The sequence below is a fragment of the Roseburia rectibacter genome, from assembly GCF_014287515.2.
Lineage (GTDB): Bacteria > Bacillota > Clostridia > Lachnospirales > Lachnospiraceae > Roseburia > Roseburia rectibacter.
This window is the reverse complement of record NZ_CP092473.1, coordinates 2,726,712-2,744,139: the sequence shown is the minus strand read 5'-3', so window position 1 is coordinate 2,744,139 and position 17,428 is coordinate 2,726,712. Positions and strand designations below refer to the sequence as shown.

General features: G+C 42.1%; 14 protein-coding genes. All 14 read left to right on the top strand.

Going from position 1 to position 17,428, the window contains the following annotated elements:
* Positions 1–18: 18 nt before the first annotated feature.
* Positions 19–1,101: a 3-phosphoserine/phosphohydroxythreonine transaminase gene (serC, locus tag H8S51_RS12815; RefSeq protein ID WP_015520188.1), complete on the top strand. Its 1,083-nt coding sequence runs from the start codon at positions 19–21 to the stop codon at positions 1,099–1,101.
* Complete coding sequence (locus tag H8S51_RS12810; RefSeq protein WP_117919647.1) at positions 1,101–2,264, top strand: phosphoglycerate dehydrogenase; 1,164 nt, start codon at positions 1,101–1,103, stop codon at positions 2,262–2,264. Before serC ends, H8S51_RS12810 begins: the two co-directional genes overlap by 1 nt.
* A gap of 132 nt (positions 2,265–2,396) precedes the next feature.
* Complete coding sequence (locus tag H8S51_RS12805) at positions 2,397–3,647, top strand: DUF1015 domain-containing protein (RefSeq protein ID WP_117919649.1); 1,251 nt, start codon at positions 2,397–2,399, stop codon at positions 3,645–3,647.
* Between the two features lie 156 nt (positions 3,648–3,803).
* A complete protein-coding gene (locus H8S51_RS12800; protein WP_117919651.1) occupies positions 3,804–4,718 on the top strand; it encodes a mechanosensitive ion channel family protein in 915 nt (304 codons plus the stop codon).
* Between the two features lie 181 nt (positions 4,719–4,899).
* On the top strand, positions 4,900–5,103 hold the full coding sequence (locus tag H8S51_RS12795) for a cold-shock protein (RefSeq protein WP_006856998.1): 204 nt from the start codon (positions 4,900–4,902) through the stop codon (positions 5,101–5,103).
* A gap of 114 nt (positions 5,104–5,217) precedes the next feature.
* Positions 5,218–8,148, top strand: a complete 2,931-nt coding sequence (locus H8S51_RS12790; RefSeq protein ID WP_118209169.1) for an insulinase family protein — start codon at positions 5,218–5,220, stop codon at positions 8,146–8,148.
* A gap of 18 nt (positions 8,149–8,166) precedes the next feature.
* On the top strand, positions 8,167–9,075 hold the full coding sequence (gene era, locus H8S51_RS12785) for a GTPase Era (RefSeq protein WP_006856999.1): 909 nt from the start codon (positions 8,167–8,169) through the stop codon (positions 9,073–9,075).
* A gap of 84 nt (positions 9,076–9,159) precedes the next feature.
* Positions 9,160–9,339, top strand: a complete 180-nt coding sequence (locus tag H8S51_RS12780) for a hypothetical protein (protein ID WP_147345377.1) — start codon at positions 9,160–9,162, stop codon at positions 9,337–9,339.
* Positions 9,278–10,042 (top strand): DNA repair protein RecO, encoded by a 765-nt coding sequence (recO, locus tag H8S51_RS12775; protein WP_117919655.1) that lies wholly within the window; start codon positions 9,278–9,280, stop codon positions 10,040–10,042. Before H8S51_RS12780 ends, recO begins: the two co-directional genes overlap by 62 nt.
* A gap of 66 nt (positions 10,043–10,108) precedes the next feature.
* On the top strand, positions 10,109–10,846 hold the full coding sequence (locus H8S51_RS12770) for a hypothetical protein (protein ID WP_117919657.1): 738 nt from the start codon (positions 10,109–10,111) through the stop codon (positions 10,844–10,846).
* Between the two features lie 53 nt (positions 10,847–10,899).
* Positions 10,900–12,297: a glycine--tRNA ligase gene (locus H8S51_RS12765; protein WP_118209166.1), complete on the top strand. Its 1,398-nt coding sequence runs from the start codon at positions 10,900–10,902 to the stop codon at positions 12,295–12,297.
* Between the two features lie 72 nt (positions 12,298–12,369).
* Positions 12,370–15,126, top strand: coding sequence for a YfhO family protein (locus H8S51_RS12760; protein WP_186899117.1), 2,757 nt, complete (start codon positions 12,370–12,372; stop codon positions 15,124–15,126).
* 1 nt (position 15,127) lies between these two features.
* Positions 15,128–16,174, top strand: coding sequence for an acyltransferase family protein (locus tag H8S51_RS12755; RefSeq protein ID WP_241070712.1), 1,047 nt, complete (start codon positions 15,128–15,130; stop codon positions 16,172–16,174).
* A 186-nt stretch (positions 16,175–16,360) separates the two neighbouring features.
* Positions 16,361–17,413 (top strand): heat-inducible transcriptional repressor HrcA, encoded by a 1,053-nt coding sequence (hrcA, locus tag H8S51_RS12750; protein WP_241070711.1) that lies wholly within the window; start codon positions 16,361–16,363, stop codon positions 17,411–17,413.
* Positions 17,414–17,428: the final 15 nt, after the last annotated feature.

Sequence of the window (17,428 nt, the reverse complement as noted above, 5' to 3'; positions counted from 1 at the left end):
CAGAGGAGGAAGTTTAAGATGAGCAGAGTGTATAATTTTTCTGCAGGACCGGCTGTATTACCGGAGGAAGTATTAAAAGAGGCAGCAGATGAAATGTTGGATTACAAAGGAAGCGGAATGTCCGTTATGGAGATGAGCCACCGTTCCAAAGTATATGACAATATCATCAAAGAGGCAGAGCAGGATTTAAGAGACCTGATGAATATTCCGGATAATTACAAAGTCCTGTTTTTACAGGGTGGAGCATCCCAGCAGTTTGCCATGATCCCGATGAACCTGATGAAAAATAAAAAAGCAGGTTATATCGTAACAGGTCAGTGGGCAAAGAAAGCATATCAGGAAGCATCCATTTACGGTGAGGCAATCAAACTTGCATCTTCCGAGGATAAGACATTTTCTTACATACCGGACTGCTCCGATCTTGATATTCCGGATGATCTTGATTATGTATATATCTGTGAGAACAACACAATTTATGGAACCAAATACAAAAAACTCCCGAATACAAAAGGACATACATTAGTAGCGGATGTATCTTCCTGCTTCTTATCAGAGCCTGTAGATGTTACCAAATATGGTGTGATCTATGGCGGTGTTCAGAAGAATGTCGGACCTGCCGGTGTTGTTATCGTAATTATCCGTGAGGATCTGATCACAGAGGATACCTTACCGGGAACACCTACCATGTTAAAATACAAAACACATGCAGATGCAGATTCTCTTTACAATACACCGCCATGCTACGGCATTTATATCTGCGGAAAAGTATTCAAATGGTTAAAGAAGATGGGCGGACTTTCTGTCATGAAAGAGCGCAATGAAGAAAAAGCAAAGATCCTTTACGATTTCTTAGATCAGAGCAAATTATTCAAAGGAACTGTTGTACCGGAGGACCGTTCCCTGATGAACGTTCCATTCGTAACCGGAGATGCCGATCTGGATGCCAAATTCGTAAAAGAAGCAACCGAAGCCGGATTTGTAAATTTAAAAGGACATCGTACTGTTGGCGGTATGAGAGCATCTATCTACAATGCGATGCCAAAAGAGGGCGTTGAAAAATTAGTAGAGTTCATGAAGAAGTTTGAGGAGGAGAATGCATAATGTTTAAGTATAACTGCTTAAATCCGATCGCAGCAGTCGGTCTGGATCTGTTTTCGGATCAGTATGAAAAAGTAGATGAGTTAAAAGATGCACAGGCTGCTTTAGTCAGAAGTGCTGCAATGCATGATTTGGAACTGCCGGATACTTTAGAGGCAGTTGCAAGAGCAGGAGCCGGAGTTAACAATATTCCACTTGATAAATGTGCAGAAAAGGGTATCGTCGTATTCAATACACCTGGTGCAAATGCCAATGGTGTAAAAGAGCTTGTATTTGCAGGTATGCTTTACGCATCCCGTGATATCGTAGGCGGTATCGAATGGTGTTTAGAGAACCAGAACGATGAAAATATCGCAAAGACAGCTGAGAAGCAGAAAAAGAACTTTGCAGGAACCGAAATTTCCGGAAAGAAATTAGGTGTCATCGGTCTTGGTGCGATCGGTGTGTTAGTTGCCAATGCAGCAATCCATATGGGAATGGAAGTATATGGATATGATCCGTATATCTCTGTTGCAGCAGCATGGAACTTATCAAGAAGTGTTAAGCACATCAGCAACGTAGAAGATATCTACCGTGAGTGTGACTACATCACGATCCATGTGCCGCTTCTGGATTCTACGAAAAAAATGATCAGTGCAGACGCAATTGCTATGATGAAACCAACTGCGATCGTATTAAATTTTGCAAGAGATCTGCTTGTGGATGAAGAAGCAATGGTGGATGCACTTGCAGCAGGAAAAGTACACAAATATGTATCTGATTTCCCGAACACAACGACTGTTGGTGCAAAGGGCTGTATCGTAACACCTCACCTTGGAGCTTCCACAGCAGAGTCAGAAGATAACTGTGCGATTATGGCAGTGCGTGAGATCCGTGATTACTTAGAAAATGGTAATATTGTCCATTCTGTAAATTTCCCGGACTGCAGCATGGGAGCATGCACAACTGCAGGACGTATCGGAATCTTACACCGCAATGTCAAAGGTATGTTAAGTTTATATACAACGATCCTTGGTGATGCAGGAATCAATATTGACGGAATGGCAAACAAATCAAAAGGCGATTATGCATATGCACTTTTGGATTTAGACACTTCTGTTCCGGAGGATGTACTTGAAAAATTAAAGAATACAGAGGGTGTCTTAAAAGTTCGCAAGATCTGCTAGAAATCTGACGGTGATTTGTGACAATAGAGTGTTTAAGAAAGGTACATTCTATTGTTTCCTAGATCGGCATAGGAAAGAACTTTAAGGAAAATGGTAACTTAATTCAGAAGAATAAGATGAGGTGCAGCAAAAATGGCAGATATCAGACCGTTTATGAGCATCAGACCAGAAAAAGGGAAGGCAGCTAAGATCGCTGCCCTCCCTTATGATGTTTATAACAGAAAAGAAGCAACTGTGGAAGTGGAGAAAAATCCGGAATCTTTTTTAAAGATTGATCGTGCGGAGACAGGCTATCCGCTTTCTGTGGATATGTATGATGAAAAGGTGTATCAGAGAGCACATGATCTGTTGTGGGGGATGGTAGAGGATGGTTCTTTTATCCGCGATCAGAAAAAATGTTACTATATTTATGAACTTACGATGAATGGACGCACACAGACAGGGATTACGGCGTGTGCATCGATCGATGATTATTTAAATGGCGTCATCAAAAAGCATGAGAACACCAGAGCAGAAAAGGAAGCAGACCGTATTCAGCATGTGGATGCCTGTAATGCGCAGACCGGACCTATCTTTTTAGCATACCGCTCGAATCCGGTGATCAATGAGATCGTGGAGAAAGTCAAAGCAGGAGAGGCAGAGTATGACTTTACATCGGAGGATGGAATCAGACACCGTGTGTTTGTGATCAGTGACGATGATAAAATTGCAGCAATCTCACAGGCATTTGAAAACATGGCAGATATCTATATCGCAGATGGTCATCACCGTGCAGCCTCGGCTGTAAAGGTTGGTTTAAAACGAAGAGAAGAACATCCGGGTTACGATGGAACGGAAGAATTTAATTATTTCCTGTCTGTATTATTCCCGGATGACCAGCTTATGATCATGGATTATAACCGTGTAGTGAAAGATTTAAACGGATATTCTTTTCAGAGCTTTTACAAGGAAATAAAAAAACGTTTTGACGTGACAGAGATCACAGATCAGGAAGAAAAAAGACCACAGGAAAAAGGCAGCTTTACCATGTATATGGAAGGACACTGGTTCCTTTGTAAGTTCCGGGAGGACGATCTTGCCGCAGTGGCAGATGATCCGGTAAAAAGTTTGGATGTATCAATGTTACAAGACCTTCTGCTTCATCCGGTACTCGGCATCGGAGATCCGAAAACAGATGGAAGAATCGACTTTGTAGGAGGAATCCGCGGCATGGACGAACTGGTCAGACGCTGTGAGGAAGACTGTTCCGTTGCATTTGCCATGTATCCGACCTCGATCACAGAGCTCTTCTCCGTCGCAGATGCCGGAAAACTCATGCCGCCAAAATCTACCTGGTTTGAACCAAAACTCCGCAGCGGTCTGTTCATTCATTCCTTAGAATAAGGAAATTCCTTAGAGCAGGACAAAATGAGAAATGGAATTTTGAAAACTTATAAAGAACTGAGGAAGTTGTGAAACTGTGCCAGGTTCACAACATTCATAGCCTAAAGATGAGTTTTTTTTAAATTCAAATTCGAATAAAAACGAAGGGAGCCATATATGCTGGCAGAAAATGTAGAAGGAATCGCTAATGCAACCGAGACCGTCGAAATGTTAAACCAGGCGCAGGAAAACTTACAGGAGGTTGCGAAGAACCCGGGAATCGTAGGCACATGGCTGCAGGGACTGATACCGGATCTTTTGAACTTTGCGTTTCAGGTCGTAGTTGCGATTATCATTTATATTGTTGGAAGCAAGATCATTGGTCTGATCTTAAAAATGTTCCGCAAATCCATGGAACGCAGAGATGTCGATACCGGTGTCAGACAGTTTGTACTGCCATTGATCAAATACGCACTATATCTGGTACTGATCTTTATTATCATGGGACTGTTTGGAATTGCAACCACCTCGGCAGTGGCAGTGCTTGGTTCTGCTGGCGTGGCAGTCGGTCTGGCACTGCAGGGCAGCCTTTCAAATTTTGCGGGTGGTGTGCTGATCTTACTGTTAAAACCTTTCCGTGTCGGAGATTACATTATAGAACATTCCGGCGGGAAAGAGGGTACGGTAACAGAGATCTCCATTTTCTATACAAAACTGCTCACCATTGATAACAAAGTGGTCATGGTACCAAATGGTACACTCTCTAACAGCAGCATCACAAATGTTTCCACCATGGAAAAACGCCGTGTGGATCTGGTAGTAGGTATTGCATATGAAGCGGATATCAGAACTGCAAAAGAAGTGTTGTATTCTGTTGCAGAAGCGGAGGAGGCAAGACTGCCGGAAGAAGAGATTCTTGTATTTGTGGATGAACTTGGAGATTCGTCAGTAAATATGGGTGTGCGTATCTGGGTAAAAACAGAGGACTACTGGACTGCAAAGTGGCGCCTGACTGAGAATATCAAATATGCACTTGATGATCATAATATTTCCATTCCATATCCGCAGATGGATGTGCAGATAAAACAGTAACTGCAAAATGTGCATATTTCACAATAATTATAAAATAAGATTGACAAAATAAGTAATATATGCTAAATTCGACTCATGGTGTTGTTATAAATTTCATCGTTTGGACAGCACAGTACACACGGAATATTCCGATGTGGAAGAAACAAAAGTTTTGCATGTATTAGGAGGTCTTGAAAGAGTTATGCAGCAGGGAACTGTAAAGTGGTTTAATGCCAAAAAGGGTTACGGATTTATTTCGGACGAGCAGGGGAATGATGTATTCGTACATTTTTCCGCACTGAACATGGATGGATTTAAGGAGTTAAAAGACGGCGAGCGTGTAGAGTTCGAGGTTACTGAGGGAGAAAAGGGACCTCAGGCTGCCAATGTAAGCCGTATCGCATAATAGCGGATTATTCCATAAGTACCAAAAAAGGGAGTGTAAATAATACATTCCCTTTTTAAGTTGTGTAAAATATGGTATACTAATAGACATAAGATCATATTTTGGAGGATGATGATGAAACTGACTGATTTGGAAGCATACGAGATTTTAGAACAGTGCCCTTTGCGTGATTTGAAATCCGAAGGGTTTATTTTACGCCATAAAAAAAGCGGTGCAAGAGTTGCGGTAATTTCAAATGATGATGATAACAAGGTATTTTATATCGGGTTCCGTACGCCGGCAGAGGATTCTACAGGTGTACCACATATCATAGAACACACAGTATTGTGTGGGTCTGATAAATACCCGGTCAAAGATCCTTTTGTGGAGCTGGTCAAGGGATCTTTGAATACATTTTTAAATGCGATCACGTATCCTGAGAAAACGATCTATCCTGTGGCAAGCTGCAATGACATAGATTTTCAGAACCTGATGAGTGTTTACATGGATGCCGTATTTCATCCAAATATCTATAAACATCAGGAGATTTTCAAACAGGAAGGCTGGCATTATGAGCTTGAGAGCGAAGATGCACCGGTCACCATCAATGGTGTTGTATATAATGAGATGAAGGGAGCTTTTTCGTCTGCAGATGATGTGCTGCAGCGGGAAATTTTAAATTCCCTGTTCCCGGATACCACATACAGCAATGAGTCCGGTGGAGATCCGGAACACATCCCGGATCTGACATATGAGGATTACCTTGATTTTCACAGAAGATATTATCATCCGTGCAATTCATATATTTATCTGTATGGAAATATGGATGTGGCAGAAAAACTTCGCTGGATGGATGAGGAATATTTAAGCCATTATGAAGAGATTGAACTTGATTCGGCCGTAAAGGCACAGAAAACATTCGAAAAACCGGTGGAGATCACAAAGAAATACCCGATTTCTTCTGCAGAACCAGAGGAAGATAACACGTATCTTTCCTATAATCTGGTCGTAGGAGATATTTTAGATAAGAAACTTTATCTGGCATTTGATGTTCTGGATTATGCATTGCTTGGTGCACCGGGGGCACCGTTAAAACAGGCACTGATCGATGCGGGGATCGGAAAAGATATCGTTGGTGGTTATGACAGCAGTACCATGCAGCCGGTATTTTCCATTATTGCCAAAAATGCAAACAGCACAGATAAAGAAAAATTCCTTGAGACGATACAGAACGTTTTAAAACATCAGGTAAAAGACGGAGTGGATAGGAAAGCGCTGCTTGCAGGAATCAGTGCATCGGAGTTCCGTTATCGCGAGGCTGATTTTGGGCAGTTCCCGAAGGGACTTTTATACGGTATCCAGTGTTTAGACAGCTGGCTTTATGATGACAGGCAGCCGTTTATGCATGTGGAAGCATTAGATACCTACCGTTTTCTACGGGAGCAGGTTGAAACAGGATATTTTGAGGCACTGATCGACAAGTATCTGATTCATAATCCACATGCATCGGTCGTTGTGATCGAACCGGAACGAGGATTAAATGCAAAACGTGATGAGGCACTGGCAGAGAAACTTGCTGCATATAAGGAAAGCCTGAATAAAGATGAGATAAAACAGCTCATCGAGGATACAAAGCATTTAAAACAGTATCAGGAAGAATCATCACCAAAAGAAGATTTAGAAAAGATCCCGATGTTAAAACGCGAAGACATGAAGCGCGAAGCAGCACCACTTTATAATAAGATAAAGAAATGTGGTGACACGACGATCGTGCATCATGAGATGTTTTCAAATGGCATCGATTATCTGCGCATCCTTTTTGATATCCGTGATATGGAGATAAAGGATCTTCCATATGTTGGAATACTGAAATACATTCTTGGATATATGGACACAGAGCGGTATGGATTTTCAGAGCTGGCAAATGAGATCAACATTCATACCGGAGGGATATCCGCAAGTACCGGTGTATATCCGCATGTGAAAAAGCAGGATGACATGCAGTTTATGTTTGAACTGCGTGTGAAAACACTGGCATCAGAACTGCCTCAGGCAATGGATCTTTTACGCGAGATCTTAATGACAACAAAGATTTCCGATGAAAAGCGTCTGCGTGAGATCATAGCCCAGCTGCGTTCCAGGATCGAGGCAGCATTTGACGGTTCCGGTCACTCGGTGGCATCCATGCGTGCATTGTCTTATTTTTCAAGAGCGGCATATTATCAGGAAGCAACAGCAGGTATTTCGTTCTATGAGCTGGTTTCCGATTTAGATGAACATTTCGATGAGAAAAAGGACGAACTGATCGCAAGGCTTATGCGGCTGGTACAGATGATATTTGTGCCGGAACGTATGTTAGTCAGTGTTGTCTGTGAAGAGGCTGATTATCAGGCGGTGGAAGAACAGATTGCCTTTCTGTTAAAGAATCTGTATGTGTCAAAAGAGACTGTAAAAGAGCGGATGCTGCCAAAGGTTCATCTGGAAAAGAAAAATGAGGGATTTATGGATGCATCGCAGGTACAGTATGTGGCAAGAGCCGGCAATTATGCGCGTCACGGATTTTCGTATCACGGGGCACTGCGTATTTTGAAAGTCATTATGGGATATGATTATCTCTGGATCAACGTCCGTGTCAAAGGCGGTGCCTATGGATGCATGAACAGCTATATGCGAAATGGAGATACTTATTTTGTATCTTACCGTGATCCGAACTTAAAGAAAACAGATGAGATCTATGATGGCATTCCACAGTATCTGGCTGATTTTAAGGCGGACGAGCGTGAGATGACAAAATACATTATCGGTACGATCAGCGATATGGATACGCCGATGAATCCGAGTGCGAAGGGAGCGCGTTCCATGACCGCATATTTACAGGGACTGGATTTTGCGGATATCCAGAAAGAGCGTGATCAGGTGATCGGTGCAACAGAAGATGATATCCGTGCCTTAAAGGATCTGATCGCATCCGTATTGGATGAGAAAAATATCTGTGTCATCGGAAATGAAGAAAACTTAAAGAGTCAGAGTGATATGTTTATGCAGTTGAAAAATTTATATGAATGATTTTGGAATGGAGTACAAATGAAAGAAAATTTTAAATCAGGATTTGTCACAATTATCGGCAGACCAAATGTTGGAAAATCAACGTTGATGAACCATCTGATCGGACAGAAGATCGCAATCACATCAAATAAACCGCAGACAACCAGAAACCGTATCCAGACAGTCTATACGGATATGGAGCGTGGACAGATCGTATTTTTGGATACACCGGGAATCCACAAGGCAAAAAATAAGCTGGGCGAATATATGGTAAACACCGCGGAGCACACATTAAATGAAGTAGATGTGATCCTCTGGTTAGTGGAACCTTCAAACTTTATCGGAGCAGGCGAGCAGCATATCATCGAGCAGTTAAAGAAGACAAAAACACCGGTGATCCTTGTTATTAATAAGGTAGATACGGTGAGCCGGGATAAGATATTGGAATTTATCGATACTTACCGCAAGGTATACGATTTTGCCGAGATCGTTCCGGCATCCGCACTGCGTGCACAGAATCTTGATACCGTATTGGATATGATCTTTAAATATCTGCCGTATGGACCGCAGTTTTATGATGAAGATACGATCACAGACCAGCCGGAGCGTGCGATCGTTGCGGAGATCATCCGTGAAAAAGCACTTCATGCATTAGATGATGAGATACCGCATGGAATCGCAGTCTGCATTGACCGCATGAAACAGCGGAAAGGACAAAATATCATGGACATTGAGGCAACGATTGTCTGTGAGAGAGATTCCCATAAGGGTATTGTGATCGGAAAAGGCGGAGCCATGTTAAAAAAGATCGGTTCAAACGCGCGCTATGAGATTGAACGTCTGTTAGAGGAGCAGGTCAATTTAAAACTCTGGGTAAAGGTCAAAAAAGATTGGCGTGACAGCGATTCCATGATGAAGAACTTTGGCTATAATAAGGACGAGATCTGACTTACCATTTTTTTGCTGGTATAAGGGAAGCTGTCTGAGGAAATCCTAACATTATCAAGTGATGGATGATGGGAGGATGAGATTATGGATGAAGCCTGGAGCAATTTTATGACAACAGGAAGAGTAACCGATTATTTAAAATACAAAGAGTCGCATAAAGGCAGCTTTGATACCACAGGGAGAGGATGGGAAAATAGACCGGATGGGACAGAATATCGTAGTGACCGGGATGGTCTTAAAGGTAATGCCGATTGGCGATTATGACAGAAGAATCACACTGCTGACGAAGGAAAGGGGCAAGATCACCGCATTTGCAAAAGGTGCAAGAAGACCAAACAGTGCACTTGTTGCTGCGGCAACCCCCTTTTCCTTTGGTGAATTTGAAATGTTTGAGGGGCGAAGCTCCTATACGGTGGTGAGGGCTTCCATTCAGAACTATTTCAGGGAAGTTCAGGAAGAACTTGAAGCTACATATTATGGATGTTATTTTCTGGAATTTGCCGATTATTACTGTCAGGAAAACAATGATGAACGCGAGATGTTAAAGCTGCTTTATCAGTCACTTCGGGCATTGACAAGCAGTGCATATGATAAGAGACTGGTCCGTTTTATTTTTGAGTTAAAGGCAATGTCGGTAAACGGTGAAGCACCGAATGTATTTGCCTGTCTGAAATGTGGAAAAAAAGAAGAACTGAACTGGTTTGTAACAAAACGGGGTGGCTGTGTCTGTGATCCCTGTGAAAAAAAAGAAGCGTCCACGGAGGAAAGCGGCAGGTTTTTCCTGGATGAATCAACTCTTTATACGATGCAGTATATCATTTCAGCAAGGGTGGAAAAATTATATACTTTTTCTGTCAGTGACAGTGTGTTAAGGCAGCTGCTTGCAATTATGAAAAGTTATCGTGCAGTTTATCTGGATCACACATTTCAGTCTCTTAAAATGTTAGAGGGACTATTTACTGGTTGAAATCGGGAATCGGAAATAGTATAATGTAAAACATTGGATATGTAAGACGAATGGAGACTTGTAAAAATGAGAAAAGCATGTATGGCAGGTATTGGCGTACTGATTGGCATTTCGATGCTGGCTGGATGTGGAAAATCTCTGAATGCAGATACGGATACGGTATATGTACAGAAAAACGGAACCGTACTCACAGTAGATGTTGAGACACTGGATAAAGATTATTATGATGAGACAGAACTAAAGGATTATGTGACAGATGCTGTTTCTGCTTATACGGAAGAACATGGAAAGAATACGGTAAAACTGGAAGGACTTTCTGTGAAAGAGAGTACGGCAACGCTTAAGATGAAATATAAAACACCGGAAGATTATACAGGATTTAATGGCATTGAACTCTATGAGGGCAAGGTTGTTAAGGCACTGGCAGCAGGATATGATTTCAACACAGATTTTGTCAGTGTAGAAGATGGAAAGGTGACCGGAACAGCGACGAAGGAAGAAATTTATTCCGGGGATGATTTAAAAGCAGTCATCATCAAGGCAAACAGAGATGTCAAAGTAGATGGAACGATCTGTTATGTTTCCACAGAAAATGTAAAGCTGACCGGGGCAGACAGTGTTTCCATACGGGATGGTTACAGTTTAAACAGTGATAATGTTTCAGATGAAAATGCTTCTGGCGGAACAGAGAATGTTGGCGGTTCAACAGAGATATCTGACACGGATGTCAATGATGACACAGCCTATGTAAAAGATGATGGGGCATTTGAAACAGATGTCTACACATACATTATTTATAAGTAAACATACAAAAGAGGCAGTCCACTGCCATTTTATAGAAAGGTGAGGAATTATTTATGGAAAAATCAATGGACAAAATCGTAGCACTGGCAAAATCAAGGGGTTTCGTATATCCGGGATCTGAGATTTACGGTGGTCTTGCAAATACATGGGATTATGGTAATCTTGGCGTTGAATTAAAGAACAACGTAAAAAGAGCATGGTGGCAGAAATTTATTCAGGAGAATCCATACAATGTAGGTGTGGACTGTGCCATTTTAATGAACCCGCAGACCTGGGTTGCATCCGGACATCTTGGCGGATTTTCAGATCCTCTGATGGATTGTAAAGAATGTCATGAGCGTTTCCGTGCAGATAAGATCATCGAGGATTTTGCAGAGGAGAAAAAAATCGAGTTAAAGAGCTCCGTAGACGGATGGACACAGGAAGAGATGCGTGATTTCATCGAGGAAAATCAGGTTCCATGTCCAACCTGCGGCAAACACAACTTCACAGATATCCGTCAGTTTAACCTGATGTTTAAGACATTCCAGGGTGTTACTGAGGATGCAAAGAATACCGTATACTTAAGACCTGAGACAGCACAGGGTATTTTCGTAAACTTTAAGAATGTACAGAGAACATCCCGTAAAAAGATTCCGTTTGGTATCGGACAGGTCGGAAAATCTTTCCGTAATGAGATTACACCGGGTAACTTTACATTCCGTACCAGAGAGTTTGAGCAGATGGAGCTTGAGTTCTTCTGTGAGCCGGGTACTGATTTAGAGTGGTTCCAGTACTGGAGAGGTTTCTGCCGTGACTGGCTGATCTCCCTTGGAATCAAAGAGGATGAGATGCGTCTGCGTGACCATGATCCGGCTGAGCTTGCATTCTACAGCAAGGGAACAACGGATATCGAGTTCTTATTCCCATTCGGATGGGGCGAACTCTGGGGTATTGCTGACAGAACCGATTATGATCTTGGACGTCATCAGGAGACTTCCGGTCAGGATCTTACTTACTTTGATGATGAGAAGAATGAGAGATATCTTCCATATGTTATTGAGCCTTCACTTGGAGCAGACCGTGTTGTTTTAGCATTTTTATGTGCTGCTTATGACGAGGAAAATATCGGAACAGAGGAAAAACCGGATATGAGAACGGTTCTTCATTTCCATCCGGCTTTAGCACCTGTTAAGATCGGTGTACTTCCATTATCCAAGAAGTTAAATGAAGGTGCTGAGAAAGTATTCGCGCAGCTTTCACACAAATATAACTGTGAATTTGATGACAGAGGAAATATCGGAAAGCGTTACAGAAGACTGGATGAGATCGGTACTCCGTTCTGTGTAACCTACGATTTCGAGTCTGAAAATGACGGTGCCGTAACGGTTCGTGACCGTGATACCATGGAGCAGGAGCGTATTAAGATCGAGGATCTGGATGCTTATTTCGCAGAGAAGTTCAACTGGTAAAAGAAAAGATATGATCAGGAGAAAGACCAGAGACAATGTGCTTTGGTCTTTTTCTATGGGAGAAATTAAAAAATGGGATTCCTACGGAATAAAAATGGTAACGTCAGTAAAAAAGTCTGGTTTGCTCTGGCATATACCATATGTTTTACAATCATTGCGGGGGCGGTATTCTCCGTATTTATCATAAATAAAAAGAGTTTTATATGGGTTCCAGACGGTTTGCAGCAGCATTTCAATGCGCTGCTTTATTACCGTTCCTGGCTGTTATCGATCATAGATACGCTTATTACAGAACACAGGCTTTCGGTTCCGCTGTGGGACATGCATATCGGACTTGGCTCAGATGTGCTGACGACGCTTCATTATTATGTGATCGGTGATCCACTCAATCTTTTATCGGTGTTTGTGCCGGATGAAAAGTATATGGAACTTTTTTACAATGCGATGGTTCTGGTAAGGATTTATTTTGCCGGACTGGCATTTTCTGCATATTGCAGGTATCACGGACAGAAACCTTATTCTACGCTGCTTGGGGCAATGGTATATGATTTCTGCTTCTGGGTTATCATTGCGGTGCGCCATCCGTATTTTTTAAATCCGATGATTTATCTGCCGTTGATCCTGATTGGTGTGGATAAAATTTATAAAAAACAGAAACCATGGTTATATATGGGAATGCTTGCGGTGGCAACGGTCAGCAGTTTTTATTTTACCTATATGATCTGTATCTTTGTTGCCATCTATGCCCTGCTTCGTTACCTGATGCTGTTTGGAAAACCGGTTTTTAAGACGGTATGGTACTGGGTATGGCGTTTTGCGGCATACTCGTTTGTAACGCTGTCATCTGTTTCTATTATTCTGCTTCCGGTTGTTGCCATGACATTATCTACAGGAAGGGCAGGAGCACAGCATACGTTTTCATTGCTTTATCCGTTATCTTATTATCGGAAATTATTTTATGGATTCCTGATCGGAGGTTCGACCTACTGGAGTGAACTGGGATATACGGGAATCGTCCTTTTGGCAGTGCTGCTGCTTCTTCTTGGGCGAAGAAAAAACAGGGGACTGCGTGCCGGATTTGTACTTATGACGCTGTTACTGTTGTTCCCATTTGCGGGAAAAATGTTGAATGGTGGAAGTTATGTGGTAAACCGTTACATGTGGGCATATTCTATGCTCGTGTCTTTTATTGCGGTAAAAATGTATCCACAGATGATGGAGATGCATTTTAAGAAAAAAATAGCACTTTTCTGGGCGGGGATCACCTATATCTGCCTGTGCTTGGAGGTGCTTGGAAAGCATCAGAAACAGTATGTATTAGTGGCATTATTATTATTTTCCGTGCTGTTAGTCCTCATTGTCGGAACCGGGAAAAAGACGAAAGAAAAATTTGTTTTTAAAGCGGCATTGTTAGTGGTCGTGATGCTGGAACTGATCTATCAGGGATGGGCAGAATATGCGCCACAGGCGGGCGGTTATGTGGAGGAATTTGCCACACAGGGGGAGGCACTTTCCATGCTGACAAAGGGTGCGGCTGGAAACCTTGTGAAAAATCATGCGAAAGATACGACATACCGCTATGAGTCCCTGCAGTCTGAGGAGTGGAAAAACACGGCAATGCAGCTTGGAATTAATGGTACTTCCTATTATTTCAGTCTTGCAAACCCGGATATCAACCAGTTTCAGAGAGAAATGTACATCAATCAGACCAGGGATTTCTGTTATTCCGGGTTTGATGCGCGCACGATGTTAGAAGTACTTTCCGGCGTGCGTTATTATGTGGTGCCGTCCGGGAATAAAGGACTGCGTCCATATGGTTACAACGTCTGTATCAATCGTGGAACACTTGGCGCGGGGGGACAGTATGAAGTGAAATGCGATGCCTATGAGAATGATTCCGTACTGCCGGTCGGATTCGCAGGCAGTGCAGTAATTCCACGGAGTATCTATGAAAAGCTGGATGTAACAAAAAAACAGCAGGCACTTTTACAGGGAATCATTGTGGAGGATGATAAGGTTCCGGCTGCATTAGCTCAGAAGGAAACCGGAATGGAATTTACAGATAAAGAGATTTCTTATGAGATTACGGATATGCATAACGTGGAACTGACAGACCAGGGATTTACAGCGACAGAAAAGAAAGCGTCGGTCACACTTTCCTTTGAGGGGATGCCGGAGAGCGAAACATACTTTATATTAAAGGGACTTGGGTTTTCGGAGGAAGGAAAAACCTTAACACAGTCGAAGAGCCGTCTGCACATTGATGTGACCTGTGGAAAGATTACAAAGATGATTACATTCCTTACCAGAAAGAATAATTTTTACAGTGGTGTGGATGATTATCTGATCAATACCGGCTATCGTGATGAAAAAGCAGATGAAATTACACTGACATTTCATGAAAAGGGGACTTACCGGTTTGATGAGATGCAGATCGTATGTCAGCCGATGCAGCAGGTTGATAGTCTGGCAAAAAAACTGAAACAGAATGTTTTAAAAGGGGTCGTCATGGATACCAACCGGATATCCGGTACTCTTGAGACAGATCAGGAAGAATTGTTTTGTCTGACGGTCCCATACAGCAGTGGATGGCGGGCGTATATTGATGGCAAGGAAGCAGATGTTTTAAAGGCAGATACGATGTATATGGCAATTGATGTGCCGGAGGGAATACATCAGATCGAATTTTATTACTGTACACCGTATTTAAAAACGGGTGCTGTTTTGAGCGGTCTTGGAATCCTGTCGGTGATCGGGATTGCTGTTTTCAGATATAGAACGGGTGATAAGAGAAAAAAAGAACAGGGCAGGACGAAAGAAAGGATCTAAGATGTCTACGATATATCTATCGGAAAAAAATGAATACAGGGCACTTGATTTTCTGAAATTTGCAGCAGCATTTCTAGTTGTTGCCATTCACATTCCACCATTTGAAGAGGCTGCTCCGGTATTTTCACACGAATTTCAGCAGGTAATCTGCCGGATGGCAGTGCCGTTCTTTTTTGTATGTACCGGATATTTTATGGGAGAAAAAATAGCGGACAAAGGCAGGGTAAAAAAATATCTTTTCCATATTATAAAGATGTATGTATGGTGGAGTCTGTTATATCTGATTCCGATCATTGACCGGTTCTGGGAGAAAAAAAGAAGTGCTGCCGGAAATTTGTCAGAACTGGCGAGAAGATTTTTTCTGATCGGTTCTTATATACAGCTATGGTATCTTCTTGCAACGGTTGTGGCGGTACTGTTATTGTATCTTCTTGCAACGCACTTTCAGTGGAGTGTAAAAAGAATTGTAGTGGCTGCCGTACTATTATATCTGGCTGGAGTCTGCCATAACACTTATCATCATGCTTTTGATGATCTTTCTCTGGCTGCAAATGAGATCAGATGGTATCTTTCTGTATTTGCCACCGCAAGAAATGGCCTGTTTTTTGGATTCCCGTTTGTGACGATGGGATATTTGTTCCGGGTAAAGGCAGACCGGATCAGAAAAAATGATTATGGATGGCATACGATAGTTTTTCTGGCACTCATGATGTTAGAAGAGTGGATCGTCACTCAGAAAATTGGCGAATCATCCCATGATATGTATCTAATGACACCTCTTGTCACGGCAAATCTTTTTCTGGCAGCCGCTTTTTGTCCGGTAAGCGATAAGCGGGGAGCAATGGCAAAGATTATGCGTGAACTCTCGACTGAGATTTTTCTTTTACACATGCTGGTATATTTCTGGTATAAAAAGATTATGGAGAGTCTGGGACTGGATGCAGGAAATCATCTGGTGCGTTATCTGGTGGTTGTTAGTGGCAGTGTTCTGATCGGATTAATCCTCATATATATAGGAAGAAAAAGGAATAAAACCGTAAAATTATAAAAAAAATATAAAACCGCAGAAATTATAAAAATTAGTGTTGACAAAAGAATATGATGGTGCTATTTTAAGTACATAGATGTTAGCACTCCACAATAACGAGTGCTAACAGATATAAAAAGTAACTGGGAACTAAGGCAGATGCCAGATTCTTACAGAGAGTTACAGAGTATGGAGATGGAGAAGAGAATGGACGAGGAATTCGAGTTAGACGAACGAAAAACGAAAATTCTTGATGCAATCATCCGCAACTATTTAGAGACAGGCGAACCGGTTGGATCACGAACGATATCCAAGTATACCGATTTGAATTTAAGCTCTGCAACGATCCGTAATGAGATGGCAGATCTGGAAGAACTTGGATACATTTTACAGCCGCATACTTCAGCCGGCAGGATTCCTTCTGACAAAGGATACCGCTTTTATGTGGATCATCTGATGGAAGAGAAAAAACGTGAGGTCGATGAGATGAAGAGTTTCGTCATCGAACACACGGAGAAGATGGATCAGGTGTTGCAGCAAGTGGCAAAGATATTGGCGAACAATACCAATTATGCAACGATGGTAACAGCACCGACGTTCCATAAGAATAAAGTAAAGTTCATCCAGTTATCCAATATGAATGAAGAACAGATCTTAGCAACGATCGTTACCGAAGGAAATCTGGTCAAGAATAAAATTATTCCGGTCAGTGAACCAATCGATAATGAGACGATGTTAAAACTGAATTTCCTGTTAAATGCGAATTTAAATGGTCTTGCATTGCAGGAGATCAATCTTGGAACCATTGCAAAGCTGAAAGAGCAGGCAGGCATTCACAGTGACATCATCAGTGATGTGCTTGATACTGTGGCAGAGACGATGGGACAGGATGAGGACATCCGCATTTATACAAGCGGAACAACCAACTTCTTTAAATATCCGGAGTTAAGTGATTCGGAGAAAGCGAGTGAGCTGATCTCCACATTTGAGGAGAAACAGCAGTTAGCGAGCCTTGTAACTGAAAACCTGTTAGATGATGATAATACAGGGATTCAGGTTTATATAGGAAATGAAAGCCCGATACAGACCATGAAGGACTGCAGTGTTGTGACAGCAACTTATGAATTGGGCGAAGGCGTTCGTGGAACGATAGGAATTGTCGGACCGAAGCGAATGGATTATGAGAAAGTAATGGATAACCTGAAAACCTTGAAAAATTCCTTAGATGGAATTTTAAACAAGGATAAGGAACAGACATAGAAAGGTGGTTCATAG